20 protein-coding genes and 1 pseudogene are annotated in these 21465 nt (G+C 71.1%); 9 read left to right on the top strand and 12 right to left on the bottom strand.

Annotation, left to right across the window (positions count from 1 at the left end; translation table 11 throughout):
• Nucleotides 1-63 precede the first annotated feature (63 nt).
• The 10 genes from HY68_RS31900 to HY68_RS31855 all read right to left on the bottom strand — a co-directional run bounded on the left by HY68_RS31900 (nucleotide 64) and on the right by HY68_RS31855 (nucleotide 10281).
• Entirely contained in the window at nucleotides 64-1317 is a 1254-nt protein-coding gene (locus tag HY68_RS31900) for an MFS transporter (RefSeq protein ID WP_198533465.1), read from the bottom strand.
• A 148-nt stretch (nucleotides 1318-1465) separates the two neighbouring features.
• Nucleotides 1466-2314 (bottom strand): SMP-30/gluconolactonase/LRE family protein, encoded by an 849-nt coding sequence (locus HY68_RS31895; protein WP_041998350.1) that lies wholly within the window; start codon nucleotides 2312-2314, stop codon nucleotides 1466-1468.
• A gap of 142 nt (nucleotides 2315-2456) precedes the next feature.
• Complete coding sequence (locus HY68_RS31890) at nucleotides 2457-2816, bottom strand: hypothetical protein (protein ID WP_241778827.1); 360 nt, start codon at nucleotides 2814-2816, stop codon at nucleotides 2457-2459.
• 67 nt (nucleotides 2817-2883) lie between these two features.
• The gene (locus HY68_RS31885) at nucleotides 2884-4107 is read right to left on the bottom strand and encodes a sialidase family protein (RefSeq protein WP_041998346.1); all 1224 of its coding nucleotides are present in this window, start codon (nucleotides 4105-4107) and stop codon (nucleotides 2884-2886) included.
• Nucleotides 4108-4216: 109 nt separating this feature from the next.
• Nucleotides 4217-5101: a helix-turn-helix transcriptional regulator gene (locus HY68_RS31880; protein WP_052457357.1), complete on the bottom strand. Its 885-nt coding sequence runs from the start codon at nucleotides 5099-5101 to the stop codon at nucleotides 4217-4219.
• Between the two features lie 63 nt (nucleotides 5102-5164).
• On the bottom strand, nucleotides 5165-6070 hold the full coding sequence (locus tag HY68_RS31875; protein ID WP_041998343.1) for an alpha/beta hydrolase: 906 nt from the start codon (nucleotides 6068-6070) through the stop codon (nucleotides 5165-5167).
• 72 nt (nucleotides 6071-6142) lie between these two features.
• A complete protein-coding gene (locus HY68_RS31870) occupies nucleotides 6143-6610 on the bottom strand; it encodes a cupin domain-containing protein (protein ID WP_041998342.1) in 468 nt (155 codons plus the stop codon).
• A complete protein-coding gene (locus HY68_RS31865; protein WP_041998340.1) occupies nucleotides 6607-7071 on the bottom strand; it encodes a nitroreductase family deazaflavin-dependent oxidoreductase in 465 nt (154 codons plus the stop codon). Before HY68_RS31865 ends, HY68_RS31870 begins: the two co-directional genes overlap by 4 nt.
• Before the next feature lie 221 nt (nucleotides 7072-7292).
• On the bottom strand, nucleotides 7293-8105 hold the full coding sequence (locus tag HY68_RS39755) for a hypothetical protein (protein ID WP_157874472.1): 813 nt from the start codon (nucleotides 8103-8105) through the stop codon (nucleotides 7293-7295).
• Nucleotides 8106-8313: 208 nt separating this feature from the next.
• Entirely contained in the window at nucleotides 8314-10281 is a 1968-nt protein-coding gene (locus HY68_RS31855; RefSeq protein WP_041998338.1) for a discoidin domain-containing protein, read from the bottom strand.
• Between the two features lie 271 nt (nucleotides 10282-10552).
• Here HY68_RS31855 and HY68_RS31850 point away from each other — a divergent pair, with 271 nt between their 5' ends.
• Both HY68_RS31850 and HY68_RS31845 read left to right on the top strand, forming a co-directional pair.
• Complete coding sequence (locus tag HY68_RS31850; protein WP_078864048.1) at nucleotides 10553-11569, top strand: substrate-binding domain-containing protein; 1017 nt, start codon at nucleotides 10553-10555, stop codon at nucleotides 11567-11569.
• 318 nt (nucleotides 11570-11887) lie between these two features.
• Nucleotides 11888-13825, top strand: a complete 1938-nt coding sequence (locus HY68_RS31845) for an RICIN domain-containing protein (protein ID WP_157874471.1) — start codon at nucleotides 11888-11890, stop codon at nucleotides 13823-13825.
• A gap of 66 nt (nucleotides 13826-13891) precedes the next feature.
• On the opposite strand, the gene HY68_RS31840 is transcribed toward HY68_RS31845, so the two are convergent.
• Entirely contained in the window at nucleotides 13892-15226 is a 1335-nt protein-coding gene (locus HY68_RS31840) for an aspartate aminotransferase family protein (protein WP_041998336.1), read from the bottom strand.
• Nucleotides 15227-15313: 87 nt separating this feature from the next.
• On the opposite strand from HY68_RS31840, the gene HY68_RS31835 reads away from it, so the two are divergent.
• The gene (locus tag HY68_RS31835; protein WP_041998335.1) at nucleotides 15314-16219 is read left to right on the top strand and encodes a LysR family transcriptional regulator; all 906 of its coding nucleotides are present in this window, start codon (nucleotides 15314-15316) and stop codon (nucleotides 16217-16219) included.
• Between the two features lie 54 nt (nucleotides 16220-16273).
• Nucleotides 16274-16951: a TetR/AcrR family transcriptional regulator gene (locus HY68_RS31830; RefSeq protein ID WP_041998333.1), complete on the top strand. Its 678-nt coding sequence runs from the start codon at nucleotides 16274-16276 to the stop codon at nucleotides 16949-16951.
• Between the two features lie 33 nt (nucleotides 16952-16984).
• Here HY68_RS31830 and HY68_RS31825 read toward each other — a convergent pair whose 3' ends face one another.
• On the bottom strand, nucleotides 16985-17476 hold the full coding sequence (locus HY68_RS31825; RefSeq protein ID WP_041998330.1) for an FBP domain-containing protein: 492 nt from the start codon (nucleotides 17474-17476) through the stop codon (nucleotides 16985-16987).
• A 71-nt stretch (nucleotides 17477-17547) separates the two neighbouring features.
• Here HY68_RS31825 and HY68_RS31820 point away from each other — a divergent pair, with 71 nt between their 5' ends.
• From HY68_RS31820 to HY68_RS45735, 5 genes and pseudogenes are all read left to right on the top strand, one after another.
• Complete coding sequence (locus tag HY68_RS31820; RefSeq protein ID WP_041998319.1) at nucleotides 17548-18117, top strand: TetR/AcrR family transcriptional regulator; 570 nt, start codon at nucleotides 17548-17550, stop codon at nucleotides 18115-18117.
• A gap of 85 nt (nucleotides 18118-18202) precedes the next feature.
• Nucleotides 18203-19390, top strand: coding sequence for a GDSL-type esterase/lipase family protein (locus HY68_RS31815; RefSeq protein WP_041998317.1), 1188 nt, complete (start codon nucleotides 18203-18205; stop codon nucleotides 19388-19390).
• A 218-nt stretch (nucleotides 19391-19608) separates the two neighbouring features.
• Nucleotides 19609-20601: a dihydroxyacetone kinase subunit DhaK gene (gene dhaK / locus HY68_RS31810; RefSeq protein WP_041998315.1), complete on the top strand. Its 993-nt coding sequence runs from the start codon at nucleotides 19609-19611 to the stop codon at nucleotides 20599-20601.
• 92 nt (nucleotides 20602-20693) lie between these two features.
• Nucleotides 20694-21323, top strand: a complete 630-nt coding sequence (gene dhaL / locus HY68_RS31805; protein WP_041998313.1) for a dihydroxyacetone kinase subunit DhaL — start codon at nucleotides 20694-20696, stop codon at nucleotides 21321-21323.
• Nucleotides 21320-21465 (top strand): annotated as a pseudogene (locus HY68_RS45735) (PTS fructose transporter subunit IIA); the annotation flags it as partial. The gene dhaL and the pseudogene HY68_RS45735, both read left to right, overlap by 4 nt.

The raw sequence follows: 21465 nt of genomic DNA, 5'->3' as shown, positions 1-21465 counted from the left end.
CGCGTCGTACGAGGTGTGGGCAGCGGCTTGTCGAATCTTTGTCAGTGCTTCATGAATGCTTTGTCAACGCCGGGCGGCGAGCGCGGGCGCCGGGCCCCCGCGCAGCAGGCCGAGGAGCGCGATCCCGGCGAGGACGATCACCGCGATGCCGTACTCCCGCGCCGTCGTGAGCAGCCCGCCCGCGTGGACGACGAGGAAACCGGCGAGGACCGCGGGCCCGCCCATGCCCAGGTACGACACGACGTACAGGAGCGAGAGCACCCCGGAACTCTCGTGCGGCTCGGTCAGCGGCATGACCATGCGGATACCGCCCTGGAACCCGCTGCCGAAGCCGACACCGGCGACCGCCGTGCCGAGGAAGAAGCCGGCGGCCGAGCCCTCGGCGAGGGAGACAAGGGTGACGGCCATGCCCGCGCTCAGCGTGGCGACGCTGGTCAGCATCAGCGTGCGGGGGGCGAGTCCGCGCAGGGCCAGTACGGCGACGACGGCGACGCCGGCGAGCACGAACAGGCCGAGGCCGCCGAAGACGAAGGACGAGGAGCCCACCAGATCCCGGGCGAGCGCCGGGCCGAGCGATCCGTACAGACCGGCGAGGGCCCAGACCGCGAACAGCACGGGCGCCGCGACGAGTACGGGGCGGCGCACCGCGCGGGGCAGCTTGATCTCGGGGACCAGCGAGGACAGCGCGCCACGCTTGCGGGTGACCGTCTCGGTCATCAGCAGGACGCCGACCGCCTGGAGCGCGAACAGGGCCAGCAGGGCCAGATAGATCAGGTGCGTGGGCGCCGGCAGGTACTGGACGACGACGCCGGAGACGAGCGCACCGGTGGCCGTGCCCACCCCGGGCGCGACGGCGTTGGCGACCGTGCCGCGAGGCCGGTTGATGTCCATCATTCCGGCGCCTATCGCGCCGAGCGCGGCGCCGGTGGAGATGCCCTGGACGATCCGGGCGACGAGCAGGGCCGGGACCCCTTCGGCGGTGGCGAACACGACCATGGACACGGCCTGTACGGCGAGCGCGGCCAGCAGCACCGGGCGCCTGCCGACATGGTCGGAGAGCTTGCCGAGGGTCAGCAGCCCGGCCAGCACGGCGAGCGCGTAGACGCCGAACACCACGGTGGTGGTGATCGGGGTGAAGCCCCACTCCCCCTGGTAGACCGCGTAGAGCGGGGTCGGGGCGCTGGAGCCCGCGAGGAACGACACGGTGATCGACGCCAGCAGGAGCAGCGCGGCGCTCGGGGGCAGCCGACGGTCGCGTAGCGGCCGGCGCGCCTGGGTGTCGACGGCCGGTTCGGCGAGCACTGCGAGATCCGTCATGGTGCGAGTCCTTCGTCCGTCATCGGCGAGACGCGATGAGTAGACCGGTCTGTCTGCTCAGCCGAGATACTAGACAGACCGGTCTGACGAAGTCAACATGGACGGGGCGAGGTGGGGCGGGGCGGGCCTGAAGCGGGCCGGGGTGGGTTCAGCCCGCGAACGGCGCCACCGGCAGGCCCGGTACGCCGGGCGCGACCCGGAACAGCGCGCCGGCCGCGGGGTGCGGGTCCGCGTCCCCGTGCCGGGACGTGGTGATGAACAGCTCGTCGAGGCGCTCACCGCCGAAGGCGCAGGCGGTGATGTTGCGTACGGGCAGCTCGACCACGCTCTCCAGCGCGCCGGCCGCGCTGTAGTGCCGTACGGCCGCGCCGTCCCACAGCGCCACCCAGATCCCGCCCTCGGCGTCGACGGTCAGCCCGTCGGGGTGGCCCGCGTCCGCCGGGATCGTGACGAACGGCCGCCGGTTGTGCAGGCCCGTCGCGCTGTCGTGGTCGAAGACGTCGACCCGCCCGGTCGGCGTGTCGACGTAGAAGGCACGCGTGCCGTCCGGCGACCAGGCGAGCCCGTTCGAGATCGTCACCCCGGTCAGGACGGTCGACACGTCGCCGTCGGGCCGCAGCCGGTAGAGCGTCCCGGCGCCGGGAGTCTCGTCGTAGGCCATCGTGCCGCAGTAGAAGTTGCCTTGGGGATCGCAGCCGCCCTCGTTGAGGCGGATCGCCGGATCGGTCAACGCGGTGGCGAGCAGCCGGGGTTCCTCGCCGGGGGCGTCGGCGACCACGAAGTCGTGCTCCGTCGCGATCACCATCCCGCCGGCCGTCCGTGGCCGCAGGGCGGCGGCGACGGGGCCGACGTGCCACCGGCCGATCTCGCCGGACGGCTCCAGGTGGAGGACGTCACCGGCGAGCATGTCGACCCAGCGCAGCCCTGCCCATTCCGGTGCCCAGACGGGTCCCTCGCCGTGGTCGGCGACGGCCTCGGTCAACTGCTCGGCTTTCACTCTTCGTTCCTCCTGGTCCGGTGGGGGCGCTCCGGCCGGGAGTCACCGGCCGCGCGGCCGCGAGGGCCCCGGGAGGGTCAGCCCGCCGCAGGCCGGTGCGCCGATGAGGCGCGGGCCACGACGGGGTGGTCAACCGCGGCCGTCACATCAGGCCCACGATACGGGGCGGTGCGAACAGGTGACGTGCCCGGTGCTCCAGCTTGAGCGCGACGGGGAACCGCTGCGCCGCCTCGTCGGCCACGCATCTCTCGCACGACTCGTCCACGCCGGGCAGTTCCTCGGTGTGCCGGGCGGCGATGTGCTGGGCCAGCCGGATCTGGGTGGTCACCACCGAGTCCATGGGGTCGTAGTCGATCCCCGGTTCCCCCGCCCTGCGCGCGGCGTCCACCACCTCGGGCGCCCGCTTCATCGCCTTGTACAGCGAGACGCACTCCTGGCAACCCCACATCCAGGAGGGCGGTAACGGCCACTCCTCGGCTGACTGCGCGTTCTTGTCATCCATGCCAGTCACCGTAGCGACCGGGGCGCGGGACCGGCAGGGGAACAACTACAGTTCCCCCGCCGGGGGTTCAGCCCCCGTTTGCCGTGAAGTCGCCGAGCGGGATCCTGCGGTACTCGATCCGCTCGTACGGACCGGCCGCGCCCGTCTCGTAGAAGAGGCCGACCGTTCCGCTGTCCGGCTGGACCAGGTCCGAGTAGGCGGCGGGCAGTTCGGAGACGGTGGTGACCTTCGTGAACCGCGAACCGCCGTCGGTGCTGCGCCAGATCGCCATGGCCCTGCGCACCGTCGGTACCGAAGGTCCCGCGAACAGCAGGGGCGCGCCTTCGCGGCCTGTCGTCTGGAGCAGACTGCCCTGGACCATGGGCACGTCGAGGAGGGTGGACTCCGCCCGGTACGGGGCGTCGAGCGTACGGCCGCCGTCGGCGGAGTACGCGCCGAGGCGGCGGCCCGGGACGCTGCCCTTCTGGTCCCGCGCGCTGAAGTACAGCCTTCCGTCCGGGAGTTGGGCGGCGGACGACTCGTTGGAGTTGGTCAGTCCGTCGTAACCGCCGTCCACATAGCCGATGTTCCAGTGCAGACCGCCGTCGTCGCTGTAGATGGCGTGGGCGCCGTAGTACTTGGCCTCCTGGCCGGTGTCGGACGAGCCGGCCGGCGGCGCAGCCGAGTGGTTGGCCGGTACGACGAGCCGGCCCTTGTGCGGGCCGGTGGTGAGGGCGACGGCATGGCCGGGCCCGGTCGCGTACCACCGCCAGTCGGGCCTCTTCACCTCCGCGGTGATCTCGCGCGGCGCGGAGAACGTACGGCCGTCGTCCTCGCTGGTCTGCACGAAGACCCGGCGGCTCTGCCCCGCGGTGGCCTCGCCCGTCATGATCCGGGCCTCGGTGACCTCGCCGCTGTTGTAGCTGCTGAGCAGGACGATCCGGCCGGTGCGCGGGTCCACGACCGGCGCCGGGTTGCCGCGGGTGTGCCCGTCCCCCGCCGCGACCAGGCCGAGCGGCCCCCAGGTGCAGCCGCCGTCGGCGGAGCGCTTACGGACGACGTCGATGTGGCCGCTGTCCCCGGCGCCGCCGACCCGCCCCTCGGCGAAGGCGATCAGCGTCCCGTCGCGCGTCAGCACGGCGGAGGGTATGCGGAACGTGTCGTAGCCGTCCTCCCCCGCCCTGAACGGCACCGAGGAGACGCACGTCGGGGATCCGCGGTGCCCGTAGCCGTACGCGGCGATACCGACGGTGGTGGCGACCGCGACCGCTCCCAGGGTGGCCAGCGTGATCGTCAACCGGTGCGCTCTCATGGATCCCCTTGCGACGAGTCTGTTCCCCGGGCCGAGGGTCGAGTCCAGCGGGCCGGCGCGTCCAGTTGATGAACGGCGGCACACGGGAAGGTGTCGCGCACGGGTACCGTCAGACGGAGACCCGGCGCTGTCGCGGGAGATCGCAAGAGGCGCGCAGCGCGGCCATCTTGGCCTCGTCGGCCGTCTCGGCGGCGGCCGTGTACGTGACGATCCTGAGGTCGGCACCCGCGACCATCAGGACGTCGAGGTCGAGGGCGATCTCCCCCACCGACGGATGCGAGACGGTCTTGAGGTCGCCGACCAGCGCGCGGGCCGTGCCGTTGAACCAGAGCCGGGCGAAGCGTGGGCTCCTGCTCAGCATGTGTTCGACGAGCGCGGCGAGGCGCACATCGGCGGGATAGGCGGCCGCCGTCACCCGCAGATCGGCGACGAGAGCCGCCTCCTCCGCCTCCTCGCCGTGTCGCGACCGGACAGGCCACGCCGCGACGGAATCCGGCCCCGGCCGGCCGTCCGAGCGGAACATCCCCGTGACGAGGTTGCGCTCCTGCCAGTCGTACGTACGGGGGTCGCCGACCACGGCCGACCACATCGCGTTCCAGCTGATGATCGTCCAGTCGGCGGCGAAGACCGCGACGGGCGTGTCGCCCAACTGCCGTACGAGCCGGTGGACCCGGGCCGGTACGTGCATGGACACGGCGCCGCCGGCGGGCGGTGCCAGCTGGGCGCAGCGGAACAGGTGGTCACGCTCGGCCGTGTCGAGCCGCAACGCCCTGGCGAGGGCGTCGACGACCTGGGCCGAGGGGTTGCGGGCGCGGCCCTGTTCCAGCCGGATGACGTAATCCACCGACAGGCCCGCCAGCAGCGCCAGTTCCTCGCGGCGCAGGCCGGGGATGCGCCGGTCCTCGTCGTCCTCGGCCGCCAGTCCGCCCTCCAGCGGGGACAGCCGCTCGCGCCAGCCCCGCAGGGCGATGCCGAAGTTGTTCGTCCGCACCATGGGCAACATGATCGTCCCATGTCACGGCTCGACAGGCGGCTTTGTCGGTGCGGGGCGTGTTCTTTACCCGGGGTCGCTCTCCGGCCAGTGGGCACGGGTGAAGGCGGCGGCCGACTTCAACGCGGCGTCGGCGTCGTCCAGCAGGGCGGCGAACGCCTGGAAGACATGCGGCACTTGGGGCCAGACCTGCAGCTCGACATGGACGTCGTGCTCGGCGGCGCGGGCGGCGAGACGTACCGCGTCGTCCAGCAGGATCTCGTGCGACCCGACCTGGACGAGCAGGGGTGCGAGGCCGGTGAGATCGGCGAAGACCGGACTGGCCAGCGGGGTGGCCGGGTCGGTCTCGCCCAGGTAGTCGTGGGCGCGGGTGCGCATGCCGTCGGGGGTCAGGGCCGGATCGACGGCGGCCTTCCCGTCGATGCTGCGGCCGGAGACCGTGAGGTCGGCCCACGGGGAGAAGACCACGGCCGACGCCGGTTGCGGCAGGCCGGCCTCCTTCGCGGCGACCAGCGCGGCGACGGCGAGGCCGCCGCCGGCCGACTCCCCGGCGAAGGCGATGGTGGAGCTGGGCACCCCGTCGTCCAGCAGGGCGCGGTAGGCGGCCAGGGCGTCGTCCACAGCAGCCGGGAACCGGCTCTCCGGAGCCAGCCGGTAGTCGACGCAGACGGCGCGGGTGCCGGTGCGCCGGGCGACGTCGGCGGCGAGCCCCACGGCGTCGGCCGCCGAGCCGATGGCGTAGGCGCCGCCGTGGAAGTACAGCAGGACCGTCGAGGGGTCGTTGTCCGGGGTCTCGACGGTGATCACCGGTACGCCGCCGAGTTCCCCGGCGGTGGTGGTGATGTCGTCGGGCAGCGGCACGGACGTCATCATCTCGTGGAAGACGGCGCGCTGTTCGGTGACGTCGCCGCCCAGGTCGAGCGGGCCGTCCCGCAGCAGTTCGTCGAGGGCCTGGCGCTGTTGCTCGGACAAGGTGGAGCCTTTCCTGACAGGGGCGGGACGGCGCGCGGGTGCGGGGCGAGCGCGGGCGGGTGCGGGCCCGGGTCAGCGCGGCGGGCCGACGATGATCTGCCCGTACATGTCGGCGGCCTCGGCCATGCGGTCCTTCGAGATCTCGAAGCCCTCGGGACGCGGCGTCGCCATGTCACGTCCCGCGTGCCGGAACATGCCCTCGATGCCGCCAGGGGTGCAGATCATCAGCAGGTCGGCCGTGTCGGAGGTGATCCGGTAGCCGTGCGGCACGTTGCGAGGCAGGAAGACGATGCCGCCCTCGGACAGCTCCATCTCCTGGTCGTCGGACCAGAGCAGCGCCTCACCCTTGATGAGCATGAAGACTTCGTCCTCATTGGTGTGCATGTGGTACGGCGGCGCCTCCCCCTTGCTGACGGAGAACCGTCCGACGGTGAGCTGCCCGTCGGTGGCCGCGCTGTCGAGGAGGACGGAGAACATGCCTCCGTCGAGCCATTCCAGCTTCTGCTGCTGTTCGGGCTGGGCGAGATAGGCGATGCTCACGACGGATTCCCTTCCGCGCGGCCGGCGGACGCGGCGCTGTCGTCACCGTCACCGCCGGTGGGGACGAGTGCGACGACCGGGATGATCCGCTCGGTCTTGCGCTGGTAGTCGGCGAACCCGGGGTAAAGGCCGGCCTGCTCGGCGTAGACGGTGTCCCGCTCCTCGCCACGCAGCTCGACGGCACGGACGTCGAGAGTCTCGTCCTTGATCTCGACGCGCACGTCGGGATGGGCGATCAGGTTGTGGTACCAGTCCGGGTTGTGGTCGGAGCCCGCTTTGGAGGCGAAGACGAAGTAGCGGCCCTCACCGGCCAGGTACATCATCGGATTGACACGGGGTGCGCCGGATCGGGCACCGACGGTGTGCAGCAGAAGCAGCGGCGCACCCGCGAAGTTCCCGCCGACCTGTCCGTGGTTGGCGCGGAACTCGTCGATGATGCGTGCGTTCGGGTCGTCAGTCATACGTCTCCCGTCGTCGCGCCCGGGGACACCGCGGTCGGCGGCCCTCACCCGGGGCAGTCACATGTTCGATCATCCCCCTGGTGGCGCGGTGACCGCCAGACGAAAAGTAGGAACAGCAGTACCACCTGCCCAGCCGCCCGGCTCGGGCGCCGTACACATACGTACGGGCGGTCGGCGCCACCGGCACCGACCGCCCGCAGGGCGTTGACTCCGTGGACGGCCTAGCCGCCCAGCAGCTTGCCCGGAAGGCCGAGGACACCCCCGAGCAGATCACCGATGGGGTTGCTGGGAGCGGGGGCGTCGGCAGCCGGCTGCTCAGCGGGCGGCGCGGGCTCGTTCGTCGCCGGGCTGTCGTCGCTGCCGCCGGCCGACTCGTCGGGTGCCGTCGTACTGCCCGAGCCCGAACCCGAGCCGCTGTCCGAACTGCCCTTGTCCGGCGCCGGGTTCTGGTCGCCGGTGGTGCCGACGGGAGCCTTGCCGCCGCCCGCCGCGCTCTTCGCGGGGGCCTTGCCGGAGGACTCGTCTGCCGAGGCGGAGTCCTTCTTGCCGGCGGTGTCCTTCGCGGTCGTCTCCTGCGCGGTCCGTCCGGCGGTACTCGGGATGCCCGCACCCGCGAGCGGTCCTCCGACGCTGCCCGACGTGGGCGTACCGGCGTCCGCCTGCGGCTTCGGGGCCGAGTCCTTGGGCGCGCGATCGGCGAGCGTGTCCTGCTTGACCGCCCCTTCCGCCTTCTGGACCATGCCCGGTATCGGCAGCCAGGGCGCGGCCGACGTACCGCCGACGATGGCGCCGCCCAGCGCGACGGCGTAACAGGCGCACGACCCGGCCACCAGCCACCCCGCCTTACGGAACAACCGCCGCCGCCGGCCACTGGCGTCCACGAAAACGGGCCCACCAGAATAAGGCGAAAGAGCCGGCACCCCGCCCGCGGCCTCCCCGGTCTCGGCGCTCTGCGCGCCGGCGCCGGTGTCTGCTTCCTTCGCCTCCCCTGCGTCCTCTGCTCTCTTCGGGCGTTCCTCGACCGCTGTGCCCATCTTCCTGACCACTCCCCACTGGCGCGCATGAAAACGACCGAGCGCCGACGAGGTCCGTGCCGCGCGCCCTGTCCCGAGATCTCTCAGTCATATGTTCGTATCAGCGCGGCACACGGATTGGTCGGATCAGCAGATGAGATGAATTAGCTTTCGAACAGGTGGTATGGGGGCCCGCCCGCCCTCGCCGGGGCGGGCGGGAGGAGCAAGGTCAGCGGTAGAGGCGGAGGTCGGCGATGCTCCACCAGTTGGGGGCTGTGCCTGTCGAGGTCACCCTGATGTAGCGGGCCGTGGTGGTGCGGCGGAGGTCCGCCGTGGTGAGTTGGCCTGTTCCGGTGCCGGTGGCCGCCGTGTGCCAGGTCGTACCGTCGTTGCTCACGGAGACCTGCCAGCCGCGGGCGTAGTCGCCCAGGTTGTCGCCGCTGTCGATGGCGACCCGGCGGAAGTCCCGCCGCTTGCCCAGGTCGATCTGCACGTACTGGCCCGGTTCCTGGGCCTGGCCGCTGGACCAGCGGGTCGAGCCGTCCGCGTCGGTCGCGAGGTCCGCCGCGTCCTGGCCCGCGGGCTGGGAGGTGGCGTGGGCGCCGGTCAGGGGCACCTCGTGCAACCTGCTGGTGAGAGCGGCCGACTTGGGCCAGGTGAAGGTCGCGAGCGCTCCGCCGGGGAGGGTGTACTCGAACGTCCGGTCGCCCACGGCGACGGCGAACGTGCGCGGGTCGTCGTTCTCGTTGTGCACGACGAGCGCCGTCGAGCCGTCCGGGTTGCGGAAGGCGACATCGGTGAGCTGGCCGTTCCAGCCGGGGGTGCCGTAGTTGGTGCTGGCGATGCGAACGGCCCCCGGGCGTACGAACTTCGACAGGTGGCCGATGGTGTAGAACTCGGCGTTCGCGGTCACGGTCCCGTCGTCGTGCACGGCCAGCAGCCCGGTGCAGGTGTCGCAACCGCCGTTGTGCGGACCGCCGTCGGCGTCGAGTGCGACGTTCCAGTCAGCGACGGACCTGGCCCAGTTGCGTGTGGTGCCGACGGTGATGGTCCGTGCGTGCCAGGTCAGGGTCCCCCGGAAGATCTGCGCGGGCGTGTCGGTCGCTCCGTGCGAGCCGGAACACTCCGTGAACCAGATGCCCTTGTCCGGATGGGCGTCGTGCAGGGCGCTCTGCGCACTGGGGTCGCCCGAGTAGCAGTGGTACGCCGTACCCGCGATCCACTTCGCCGCCGGGCCGTCGAGCACCTGGTACGGGTAGTCCGTCTGCGGGTCCTCGCCGAGCTGCTCGGCGGTGGCGATGTCGTCGGGGTGCGTCGACCAGTTGTGGTCGTAGGCAAGGATCTTGGTACGCGGGCTGGCCCGGTGCAGCAGCGGTCCGAGCGCCTCGATGACCTTGGCCTCCTGCTCGACGGGCAGGTCGGTGCCGGGGTAGGCGTTGGGTTTGCGGTTCTGCGGCTCGTTCTGGACGGTCAGATAGTCGACGGGCACACCGGCCGCCGCGTACGCCTTGACGTACTTCACCAGGTACCGGGCGTACGCGTCGTACACCGCCGGATCGTCCTTGAGGTGACCGCCGACCAGCGAGTCGCTGTCCTTCATCCAGGCCGGCGGACTCCACGGCGTGGCCATCACGGTGAGCCGGGGATTGAGCTGCTTGGCCTGGCGCAGCAGCGGCAGGATCTGCCGCTCGTCGTGGGCGATGCTGAAGTGCCGCAGGGCGAAGTCGGTCTGTCCCGCCGGGACGTCGTCGTACGTGTAGTGCGTGGCCGCGGCCGTGAAGTCGGAGGATCCGACGGGCTGGCGCAGGAAGCTGACGCCGATGCCGCGGACCGGGTCGAAGAGCTGCCGCATCGCGGAGTCCCGTGCTGTACGGGGCAGTTGGGCGAGGACGGCCGCCGAAGAGTCGGTGAGCGCACCGCCGAAGCCGTCCATGCGCTGGAAGCTCTGGTTCGGGTCGACGGTGATGGTCGTCCGGTCGGACGCACCGGCGCGGAACGCGACGGGCGCCTGCTCGCGCAGTTCCTGGGCCCCGTCCGCCGTCGTCACCCACACCCGCGCCTGCGGCGAGCCCGGCTGGTGGTGTCCGGCCGGTACGGTCCGGCCGGCCGGCGTGACCGCCGCCGTCTGGACGGCCGGCAGACACGCGAGACAGAGTGCGGCCGCCGCGACGGCCGCCGCAGTCAGGGAGGGTCTCATCAGTGGTTCTCCTCGGAGACGGGACGCGATCGGAGCTGAAGGTGGCAGGTGCGGGTGAAGGCAGGACCGTGGCGCGGCGGAGCCGGTGAACACGGGCCGGTTCCGCTTCGGGGACGAGTTACCGAAACCCGTCATGTAACAAACTGAAACATCCTGGAAACTCTTTGACGTGTGCACAGAAAAGCCGTACCCGTCATGGACTGTCAAGCCCTCTACAGCCGATAAGTCCGGCTCCGCTACGCTGCCCGCATGAAACGAAAAGCTGTAACAAGTGGCTGAGCTGAGGAGTTCCCGGGTCACGGTGCGCGCTATCGCCGCCGAAGCGGGCGTGTCGATCGCCACGGTTTCGCGCGTCATGAACGGGCACGAGCATGTGGCCTCCGACACGCAGGAGTTGGTGCGCAGGGCGATCGAGCGGCTGGGCGCCCCGGCCCCCGCGCGGCGCGGCGCCTCGGGCGGGGCGATCTATGTGCGCTGCCCGTACGTGCTGACCGACTACTTCGGCGTGATCGTCTCCTCGATCGCCGAGACGCTCGACCTGCACGGCAGGCGCGTGGTGCTCAGCGCGGGCGACGCCGCCCGCCGGCCGGGGGTGCTGGCCGGGCTCGCCCAGGAGTCCGGGCTCGCGGGCGCGGTGCTGATCCTGCCGCCCGAGCCCGCGACGGAGCTGGAGGCGCTGCGCGCCCGGGGGCTGCCGTTCGTGGTGGTCGACCCGAGCAGCCCGTTGTCCCGGGACATCGCGTCGGTGTCGGCGGCCAATCTGACCGCGGCCCGCTCCGTCACCGCGCATCTGGTGCAGCTCGGGCACCGGCGCATCGGGGTCATCGGCGGACCCACCGAGTGGCTGGCGACCCAGTCCCGGCTCGCCGGCCACGCCGCCGCGCTCGCCGAGGCCGGGCTGTTGCCGTCGCCCGCCCTGTTGCGCGCCATCGAACCGACGGCCGACCGGGGTTACGAAGCGGCGGGCGACCTGCTCGACCTGCCCGAACGCCCCACCGCCCTGGTCGCGTTCAACGACAAGGCGGCGGTCGGCGCGCTGCGGGCCGCGTACGAGCGGGGGCTGCGGGTCCCGGCGGACCTGTCGATCACCGGCTTCGACGACACCGATCTGAGCCGCAGCACGGTGCCCCGGCTGACGACGGTGGGTCAGCCGCTGGAGGAGATGGGCCGGATGGCCGTGTCGCTGCTGATGCGGCTGCTCGACCGGCACACCGTGGACACCCTCCATGTCGAACTCGCCACGCATCTGGTGCTGCGGGAATCGACCGGTCCGGTGCCACGGGGCTGACCCCCTGACACCTGCGCCGCGTTGAGGAAATGAACGCTCCATCCGGCCCGCCCCGGCTCAGGTCGGGCTTTTTTCGGTTCCCGCCCCCTTGACCGCTGCGGCATCCTCCCCTTCAATCAGGATGCTGAAGGCACCGTGGCATCCAGTCCACCCATGACAACACCCTTTGAACACAAGGCTGTTGTCAGATCGCGCCAGTGACATCGCAGCACCGTCACCGTGGGCCCGCCTGGCCGTTCCCCCTTTTCCGCACCCCGTCGCGCCCCGCCATGCCCCGGTGCCCGCTGCTCCACCACCTTCGAAGAAGGAGGGACAGAGTTGTCCCGTACCAGAATCCTTTCCGCCATGCTGGCCTCGGCGCTGGTCTTCTCGGCCGCCACCGCCGTCAGTTCGGGCACAGCGCAGGCTGCCGCAGGACCCGCCGTATCGGTGTGGGAGACGACGGCGGACCAGAGCAAGCTGCTGGCTCCGCAGTCCGGGGCGACCTTCGCCGACGGTGCGAGCTCGGCCGGACAGGTCATCAGCGTCGACTCGTCGAAGACGTACCAGTCCATGACCGGATTCGGCGCCTCGCTCACCGACTCCTCCGCGTGGCTGATCGCCAACTCGCCCCAGCGGAACGCGATCATGTCCAAGCTCTTCGACCCCGCCTCGGGCATCGGGCTGAGCTTCCTGCGCCAGCCGATCGGGGCTTCGGACTTCGCCCGGTCGCAGTACACCTACGACGACATGCCGGCGGGGCAGAGCGACCCGAGCCTGACGCACTTCTCCACCGCCCATGACAACGACTACATCCTGCCGCTGCTCAAGCAGGCGCTCCAGCTCAACCCGAGCACCACCGTCATGGCGACGCCCTGGAGCCCGCCGGGCTGGATGAAGAGCAGCGGTTCGATGGTGGGCGGCTCACTGAACTCCGCCAACTACCAGGTGTACGCGAACTACTTGGTCAAGTTCCTCCAGGCGTACAAGACCGCGGGCGTCCCCGTCTCACTACTCACCCCGCAGAACGAGCCGGAGTTCTCCCCGTCCAACTACCCCGGCTCCACGTACTCGGCGGCCGACGAGGCCCGACTGATCGGCGGGTATCTCGGCCCCGCCATCGCGTCCGCCGGTCTCAGCACCAAGATCATCGGCTACGACCACAACTGGGACGACACCGGCTTCCCTTCGACCGTGCTCGGCGACTCCGCGGCCGGACCGTACACGGCGGGGGTGGCCTGGCACTGCTACGGCGGCAACCCGGGCGCGCAGTCCGTCGTGCACAACTCGTTCCCGAACAAGGACGCGTACTTCACCGAGTGCTCCGGCAGCAAATCCGCCAACGACGCCAACACGTTCGCCGACTCCCTCGACTGGCAGACGGAGAACCTGATCATCGGCGCGACCCGCAACTGGGCGAAGTCCGTGGTGACATGGAACATGGCGCTGGACCCGAGCGGCGGTCCGAGCATGAACTGCACCACCTGCACGGGCGCCGTCACGGTCAACAACTCCGCAGGCACGGCCGCGTACAACGCCGAGTACTACGTCCTCGGCCAGGCCAGCAAGTTCGTCAAGCCCGGCGCGGTCCGCGTCGACTCCAACACCTTCGGTTCGGGGAACCTCCAGGATGTCGCCTTCCGCAACCCGGACGGCTCCATCGCTCTGATCGTCCTCAACGGCGACACCGCCAACGCCCGCACCTTCGGCGTCAACCACAACGGCCAGAACTTCAGCTACTCCGTGCCGGCCAAGGCGGTGGCGACCTTCACCTGGAAGCCCGGCACGACCGGCGGAGGCGGCGGGACCGGCGACGGCGGCGGCAGTGTGATCGATGCGAGTAAGTGGTACTCGATCGCCAACACCAACAGCCACAAGTGTGTCGACGCGGCGAACGGCGGCACCGCCAACGGGACCGCACTGCAGCAGTGGACCTGTGTCGCCGGCAGCACCAACCAGCAGTGGCAGTTCCAGCCCACCGACAGCGGCTACTACAAGGTCGTCAGCCGCAACGCCGCCACCGCGGCCTGGGACATCACCGGCGGCCCCGGCGCCACAGGAAACGGCGTCAAGGTCCAGCTGTGGGGCTACGGCGGCGGCACGAACGAGCAGTTCAAGCCCGTCCAGCACAGCGACGGCAGCTACAGCTTCACACCACGCAACAACACCGCGCAGTGCCTGGACATCACCGACGTCTCCACCGCGGACGGCGCCCGCCTCCAACAGTGGACGTGCAGCAACGGCCCGGCCCAGAGCTTCACGCTCTCCGCCACGTAACCACCCACCGGCCAAGGCCAGTTGAGCGGGCGGGACCGCACCGAGGCCCCGCCCCTCAGCCGTGGCTCAGGCGCTGTCCGCGATGGCCTGGTCCAGGATGGTCAAGCCCAGGGACAGTTCGTCCTCCGTCGCGGTCAGTGGCGGGGCCATGCGCAGGACTCCGCCCATGCCCGCGATCTGGACGATGTTCGTGTGCAGGCCGAGTTCGAGGCAGCGGCGGGTGACCCTCGCGCCCAGTTCGTTCGAGCTGCGCTTCGTCTCGCGGTCCACGACGAGTTCGAGGCCCGCCAGCAGGCCCCTGCCGCGGACGTCGCCGACGACCTCGTGGCGGGTGGCGATGTCGGTCAGGCCGTCGTGCAGGAACGCGCCGAGCGAGCGCGCGCGGGCGTCGAGCTTTTCGGCGGTCAGGACATCCAGGACGGTGTTGCCCACCGCCGCCACCAGCGGGTCGGCGACGTGGGTGGTCAGGAACAGGAACCCGCGCTCGTACGCCTCCTGCTCGATCTCGGCGCTGGTGACCACGGCCGCCAGCGGGAGCCCGGCGCCCAGGGTCTTCGACAGGGTGAGGATGTCGGGCACGATGCCGTCGCGCTCGAACGCGTACCAGGTCCCGGTGCGGCACAGGCCGGTCTGGGCCTCGTCCAGGATCAGCAGCATGCCGCGCTCCTCGCACTTCTCCTTCAGCGCGGCGAAGTACCCGAGCGGCGGCTCGATGATGCCGCCCGAGCTGAGGATCGGTTCGACCAGGCACGCGGCCAGGCTGCCCGTCGACTGCGCGTCGATCAGGTCGAAGGCGAAGTCCAGCTGGCGCCGCCAGTCCAGCGAGCCGTCCGCCGCCGTGAAGTCGGGCCGGTACGCGTTCGGCACCGGGATCGCGAAGTTGCCGGGCGCGGCGGGGCCGTAGCCCTTGCGGCCCGCGCTGTACGTGGCGGAGGCGGCGGCCTGTGTCATGCCGTGCCAGGACCGCGCGAACGAGACGATCTCGTGTTTGCCCGTGACCAGCTTCGCCATCCGGATGGCGGCCTCGTTCGACTCACCGCCGGTGGTCAGCAGCAGCACCTTCTTCAGCGGCTCGGGCAGCGTGCCGGCCAGCCGCCTGGCGAGGTCGACCACCGGCCGGCTGAGCATGCCGCTGAAGAGATGGTCGAGGGTGGCGACCTGCCGCTGGACGGTCGCGACGATCTCCGGGTGCGAGTGGCCGAGGATCGCGCTCATCTGGCCGGAGGTGAAGTCGAGGATCTTCCGGCCGTCGGCGGCGTAGAGGAAACTCCCCGCAGCGCGGTCGATGACCTCGTGGGTGAACTCGGTGCCGTAGCGGACGAGATGGTTCTCCGCGTCGGCCCAGAAAGTGTCGGTGGCGGACGGCGATACGGTGGTCGGACCAGTGGTCGTAGCAGCCATGCTGTCGACGGTAAGGCGCGTCCGAGCAACACGTCCATCTCACGATTCCGGCTTTCCTGTTCGGCATAACCGCACAACACTGGGGAGGTGATGAATCCCTGGAGACTGCGCCTGCTGAGCCAGCTGGACACACTGGGCACCGTCCGGGCCGTGGCCCAGGCGGCCAGCCTGAGCCCGTCCAGCGTCTCCCAGCAGCTCGCCGTGCTGGAGGCCGAGACCCGTACCCAGCTCCTGGAGCGCACGGGGCGGCGGGTGCGGCTGACACCCGCCGGGCTGATCCTCGCGCGGCGGGCGCGGGCGATCCTCGACCACATGGACACCGTCGAGGCGGAGCTGCGCGGCTTCGGCGACGAGCCCGCCGGGCTGGTGCGGCTGGGGGCGTTCCAGAGCGCGATCCACACCATGGCGGTGCCGGCGGTCACCCGGCTGGCCCGCGAACACCCGCATCTCGACATCGAGTTGCTGCAACTGGAGCCGCACGAGAGCATGCCGGCGCTCCGCAACGGCGACGCGGACGTCATCATCACGACCACCGACTTCGACGAGCTGCCGCTCGGGCCCGACCTCGACCTCGTACCGCTGGCCACCGAGCCGGTCCTGCTCGTGGTGCCTCCCGGGCACCCGGCAGCGGGGCGCGGCGCCGTCGACCTGGCGGCGTACGCGGACGAGTCGTGGGCGTTCGACGTACCGCAGTCGTACATGGCCAATCTCGCCCAGCGGCTGTGCCGTCAGTCGGGCTTCGAGCCGCGGGTGGTGTGCCGGTTCAGCAACTACATGATGACGTTGCAGCACGTCGAGGCCGGGCTGTCGATCGCGCTGCTGCCCGGCCTGGCGGTCGACCGCCGCTATCGCGTCGCCACCAGGGAACTTCCGACTCCGGTGACCCGTACGATCACGGCCGCCGTGCGCCGCGGCTCGCCGCCCCGCGCCGCGGTACGTGTCGTGCTGGACGCGCTGCGTCGCCTCCCGGAGCTGGCCACGGACGTCACTTAGTGACACGATGACACTGGTGAGCAAGAGGTAACGGACACCTGGACGGAGGACGACATGGCGGCGGACAAGCGCGCGGCAGGCGGAATGAGTGAGCAGCGACGGCTGCGGCTGCGGCTCGAAATCTCCCGGGAGGCGGCGCGCCTGTTCTGGAAGCAGGGCGTCGCCGACACCAGCGGTGAGCAGATCGCGGCCGCGGTGGGGCTCTCCGTACGCACCATCTGGCGGCACTTCCGCAACAAGGAGAGCTGCGCCGAGCCGATCGTGACGCAGGGCGTCGAGTGGTTCATGAACGTGATGCGCGACTGGCCCCGGCACAGCTCCCTCGAAGATCACATCGTCGCGGAGCTGAAGAAGCGCGCGACCGACGTGGACCCGGCCGAGTTGGCCGACGAAATGCTCGCCACCAAGATGATCGCCCTCGGCGACACGGAGCCGGCGATCCGTTCGGCCTGGCTGATGGCCTGCGACCAGGTGGAACACGAGCTGACCGGCATCCTCGCGAGCCGGCTGAGCCGCCCGGCCGACGACCTCGAGGTGCGGCTGCACGCCGCGACGGCCGCGGCGGCGATGCGGGTGGTGGACGAGGACATCGGCGCCATGCTGCTGGCCGGCACCGATCTCGCCCAGTTCAAGGACCTGTCGGCCGTCTCGGCGCGCATCGTGGGCGCGATCCGCACGGCCACCGGCGGCGCGGTGGGCGACCCCGTCGAGGCCGCGCCTGAGGCCGCCTGAGGCCGAAGCCGACGGGTGCCACGCGCCGCTACGTCACGCGGTGACCTTGGCGATGAACGACGCGAGGTTCCCCACGGTCCGCTCGATCTTCTGCTCCATGGTGAGCGTCTCGTGCAGCCGCGCGCCCACACCCGCGTCCTTCTTCCCCCGCAGATACAGCGGGCAGGCCAGGTCGCTGCACATGTAGGCGCCCACCGAGTTGCCCTCCCGGCCTGCCTTGCCCGCCTTCGGGGCGACCATCAGCGAGACCCCTCCGCTGTGCGTGGTCAGACAGATCGAGCACATGCTGCGCCGCCCCTGCTGGAAGGCAGGACTCGGGCAGCGCAGCACGAGCGCCACGGTCCGGCCGTCCAGCTCCGTGGCGAGGCAGGCGCGGCCGGGGACCTGGAGGTCCCGCCAGCCGAAGAAGTCCAGGTCGTCCCAGGGCCGTTCGGCCAAGTCGTGGGGGACGGACAGACGCTTCGCCTCGCCCTTGGAACAGTTCACGAACGCGGTACGGATCTCTCGCTCAGTCAGCGGCCTCATGATACGCAGGCTAATTTGCCTAGAGGTTTTAGGCAAATGCATAATGGGTTTCGGCAGAAGGAGGGATGGTTATGGTTCGAGCAGGACTGACCCCGGAACGCCTGACCCAGGGAGCCGCGGAGCTCGCCGACGAGGTGGGCTTCGACCAGGTGACCGTCTCGGCGCTCGCCCGGCGGTACGACGTCAAGGTCGCGAGTCTGTACTCGCATCTGAAGAGCTCCGACGACCTCAGGATCCGGATCGCCCTGTACGCCTTGGAGGAGCTGGCCGACCGTGTCTCCGCCGCCCTCGCGGGGCGCGCGGGCAAGGACGCCCTGGTCGCCTTCGCCGACGCGTACCGCGACTACGCGCGGGAGCACCCCGGCCGCTACGACGCGGCGCGGCTCAGGCTCGACCCGGAGACGGCGGCGGCGAGCGCCGGCGTCCGGCACGCCCAGATGACGCGGGCGATCCTGCGCGGGTACGCCCTCACGGAGCCGGACCAGACCCACGCGGTCCGGCTGCTCGGCAGCGTCTTCCACGGCTACGTGAGCCTGGAGATGAGCGGTGGTTTCAGCCACAGCCTGCCCGACAGCCAGGAGAGCTGGACCTGGATCGTCGACTCCCTCGACGCGATGCTGCGCGACTGGCCCCGGTCCTGACCCGTCAGGCCGGCACAGCGAGCAGCAGTACGCAGCACAGCGCCCAACCGACCACCCGAACATCCCGAACAGCAGGCGGAGCCCCATGAACACCACCCGGCACGACTGGATCAGCACACCCATCACCGAGGACATCGTGCGCGGCGCACTCGAACTGGAGCGGACCCCACAGGGCGTGCTGCCGCACCGGCTGCCCGCCTGGGCGCGCGCCCAGTACTCCGACGGACAGCTGGCCATGGCGGAGTCCCAGCCGTCCGGTGTGCGGCTGGCGTTCCGTACCCGGGCCACCGCCGTCGAACTCGAAACCCTGCGCACCAAGCCGTCCTACGAGGGCGCGCCGCTGCGTCCCGACGGGGTGTACGACCTGCTCGTCGACGGTGAACTGACCGGCCAGGCCGGTGTGAGCGGCGGCAACGTCCTGCACATCGACATGACCACCGGCACGGCGAACTTGGAACCGGGCCCGCCCGGCACGCTCCGCTTCGACGAACTGCCCGCCAGGGACAAGGACATCGAGATCTGGCTGCCGTACAACGAGACCACCCAGCTCGTCGCGCTGCGCACCGACGCGCCCGTCGAACCCGCCCCGGACCGGGGCCGCAAGGTGTGGCTGCACCACGGGAGTTCGATCAGCCACGGCTCCAACTCCGCGAGCCCGACCACGACCTGGCCCGCGCTGGCCGCGTCCCTCGGCGCGGTGGAGCTGATCAATCTCGGGCTCGGCGGCAGCGCGCTGCTCGACCCGTTCACCGCCCGCACCATGCGGGACACCCCGGCCGACCTGATCAGCGTCAAGATCGGCATCAATCTCGTCAACGCCGACCTGATGCGGCTGCGTGCCTTCACCCCGGCCGTGCACGGCTTCCTCGACACCATCCGTGAGGGGCACCCCACCGCACCGCTGCTGGTCGTCTCCCCCGTCCACTGCCCCATCCACGAGGACACCCCCGGCCCCAGCGCCCCGGACTTCAGCGACATCTCCGAGGGCACGCTGCGGTTCAGGGCGGCCGGCGATCCGGCGGAGCGCGCGGCGGGGAAGCTGACGCTGGGCGTCATCCGCGAGGAGCTGGCCCGCATCGTCGCGCAGCGGTCGGCGGACGACCCTCATCTGCACTACCTCGACGGCAACGACCTGTACGGCCCGGAGGACTACGCCGAGCTTCCCCTGCCCGACCAGCTCCACCCGGACCCGGCGGGGCAGCGGCGCATCGGCGAGAACTTCGCCCGGCTCGCGTTCGGCGCCGACGGTCCCTTCGTGGCCAAGACCGACTGAGACCGGACGGGACCGACTGGGACCGACTGAGGCCGGTTGAGACCGGGCCAGGACCATCCAGGACCGGACGAGCAGAATCGCGGGTCCACGGCGCGTCACTTCCCGATCACGCGTGTCTCTTCGATACTGAATGCTGACTGACTGCTGCGAGAAGACCGACGTCAACCGCCATGAGCCTGTCCCCGGGGCCTGGCCGGTACCGCACCCAGGAGGACCCTGTGAAGATGCTCATCAACGTGCCGGAAACCGTGGTCGACGACGCGCTGCGCGGGATGGCGGCGGCGCATCCGGACCTCGCCGTGGACGTGGCGAACCGCGTGGTGGTACGGCGCGACGCGCCCGTCGCCGGCAAGGTCGGCCTCGTCTCGGGCGGCGGCTCGGGACACGAGCCGCTGCACGGCGGGTTCGTCGGCCCGGGGATGCTCTCCGCCGCGTGTCCCGGCGAGGTGTTCACCAGTCCCGTGCCCGACCAGATGGTGCGGGCCGCCGCGGCCGTGGACAGCGGCGCGGGCGTGCTGTTCATCGTGAAGAACTACACCGGCGACGTCCTCAACTTCGACATGGCGGCCGAGCTCGCCGAGGACGAGGGCGTCCAGGTCGCGAAGGTCCTGGTCAACGATGACGTGGCGGTCACCGACAGCCTGTTCACGGCCGGCCGGCGCGGTACGGGCGCCACGCTCTTCGTCGAGAAGCTGGCGGGCGCCGCGGCCGAGGAGGGCGCGCCGCTGGAGCGGGTCGAGGCCATCGCCCGGCAGGTCAACGAGTCGTCGCGCAGCTTCGGCGTCGCGCTGACCGCCGTCAGCACGCCGGCCAAGGGCAGCCCGACGTTCGACCTGCCGCAGGGCGAGCTGGAGCTGGGCATCGGCATCCACGGCGAGCCGGGCCGTGAGCGGCGCGCCATGATGACGTCCCGCGAGATCGCGGACTTCGCGGTGAACGCGGTCCTGGAGGACCTGAAGCCGACGGGCCCGGTACTCGCGCTGGTCAACGGCATGGGCGGCACCCCGCTGCTGGAGCTGTACGGATTCAACGCCGAGGTGCAGCGGGTGCTGGGCGAGCGGGGCGTGTCGGTGGCTCGTACGCTCGTCGGGAACTATGTGACCTCGCTCGACATGGCGGGCTGTTCGGTGACCCTGTGCCAGGTCGACGAGGACCTGCTGCGACTGTGGGACGCGCCGGTGCAGACCCCCGCGCTCCGCTGGGGTCGCTGAAGCGCCGTCCGAGACAGGACAGTCCGCACAAGACAGTCCGACCCAGGACAGTCCGACCCAGGACAGAACGACTCACGGTTCGAGGAGATCACGTGCCTGACCAGGAACCCGACCCGACGCTCGACGCCGCCTTCTTCCGCCGCTGGCTCATCGCCACAGCGGCGGCGGTCGAGCGGGAGGCCGACCGGCTGACCGAGCTGGACTCGGCGATCGGCGACGCCGACCACGGCAGCAACCTGCAGCGCGGCTTCCGGGCCGTGACCGCCGTACTGGAGAAGGAGTCGCCGGCCACGCCCGCCGCCGTACTGACCCTGGCGGGCCGGCAGCTGATCTCCACCGTGGGCGGCGCCTCGGGACCGCTGTACGGGACGCTGCTGCGGCGTACGGGCAAGGCGCTCGGCGACGAGCCCGAGGTCAGCCACGCCACGCTGGCCGAGGCGCTCGGCGCGGGTGTCGCGGCCGTGGCCCAGCTCGGCGGTGCCAAGGCCGGCGACAAGACGATGCTGGACGCGCTGGAGCCGGCGGTCACCGCGCTCGGCACGTCGTTCGGGGCGGCGGCCGAGGCGGCGGAGGCCGGCGCCGCGGCGACCGTGCCGATGCAGGCGCACAAGGGCAGGGCGAGCTATCTCGGGGAGCGCAGCATCGGGCACCAAGACCCCGGCGCGACGTCCGCCGCCCTGCTGATCGCGGCGCTCGGCACGGCCGCCGAGGAAAGCCGATGAGCGTCGAGAAGCCCGTCGGCATCGTGCTCGTGTCGCACAGCGGACCGGTCGCCGCGGCCGTCGCCGAACTGGCGCGCGGTCTCGCGGGCAGCGGCCCCGAGGCACCGCTGGCCGCGGCGGGCGGCACACCGGACGGCGGGCT

The sequence above is a fragment of the Streptomyces sp. AcH 505 genome, from assembly GCF_000818175.1.
Taxonomy (GTDB): Bacteria; Actinomycetota; Actinomycetes; order Streptomycetales; family Streptomycetaceae; genus Streptomyces.
Note: the sequence above shows the minus strand (reverse complement) of the source record. Positions and strands in the feature narration are given on the sequence as shown.

Bases quoted from the DNA above. Each gene is read 5' to 3' on its own strand.
- HY68_RS31900 (WP_198533465.1), bottom strand. From the start codon at position 1,317: ATGACGGATCTCGCAGTGCTCGCCGAACCGGCCGTCGACACCCAGGCG.
- HY68_RS31890 (WP_241778827.1), bottom strand. From the start codon at position 2,816: ATGGATGACAAGAACGCGCAGTCAGCCGAGGAGTGGCCGTTACCGCCC.
- HY68_RS31885 (WP_041998346.1), bottom strand. From the start codon at position 4,107: ATGAGAGCGCACCGGTTGACGATCACGCTGGCCACCCTGGGAGCGGTC.
- HY68_RS31880 (WP_052457357.1), bottom strand. From the start codon at position 5,101: ATGGTGCGGACGAACAACTTCGGCATCGCCCTGCGGGGCTGGCGCGAG.
- HY68_RS31865 (WP_041998340.1), bottom strand. From the start codon at position 7,071: ATGACTGACGACCCGAACGCACGCATCATCGACGAGTTCCGCGCCAAC.
- HY68_RS39755 (WP_157874472.1), bottom strand. From the start codon at position 8,105: ATGGGCACAGCGGTCGAGGAACGCCCGAAGAGAGCAGAGGACGCAGGG.
- HY68_RS31855 (WP_041998338.1), bottom strand. From the start codon at position 10,281: ATGAGACCCTCCCTGACTGCGGCGGCCGTCGCGGCGGCCGCACTCTGT.
- HY68_RS31840 (WP_041998336.1), bottom strand. From the start codon at position 15,226: ATGGCTGCTACGACCACTGGTCCGACCACCGTATCGCCGTCCGCCACC.
- HY68_RS31830 (WP_041998333.1), top strand. From the start codon at position 16,274: ATGGCGGCGGACAAGCGCGCGGCAGGCGGAATGAGTGAGCAGCGACGG.
- HY68_RS31825 (WP_041998330.1), bottom strand. From the start codon at position 17,476: ATGAGGCCGCTGACTGAGCGAGAGATCCGTACCGCGTTCGTGAACTGT.
- HY68_RS31820 (WP_041998319.1), top strand. From the start codon at position 17,548: ATGGTTCGAGCAGGACTGACCCCGGAACGCCTGACCCAGGGAGCCGCG.
- HY68_RS31815 (WP_041998317.1), top strand. From the start codon at position 18,203: ATGAACACCACCCGGCACGACTGGATCAGCACACCCATCACCGAGGAC.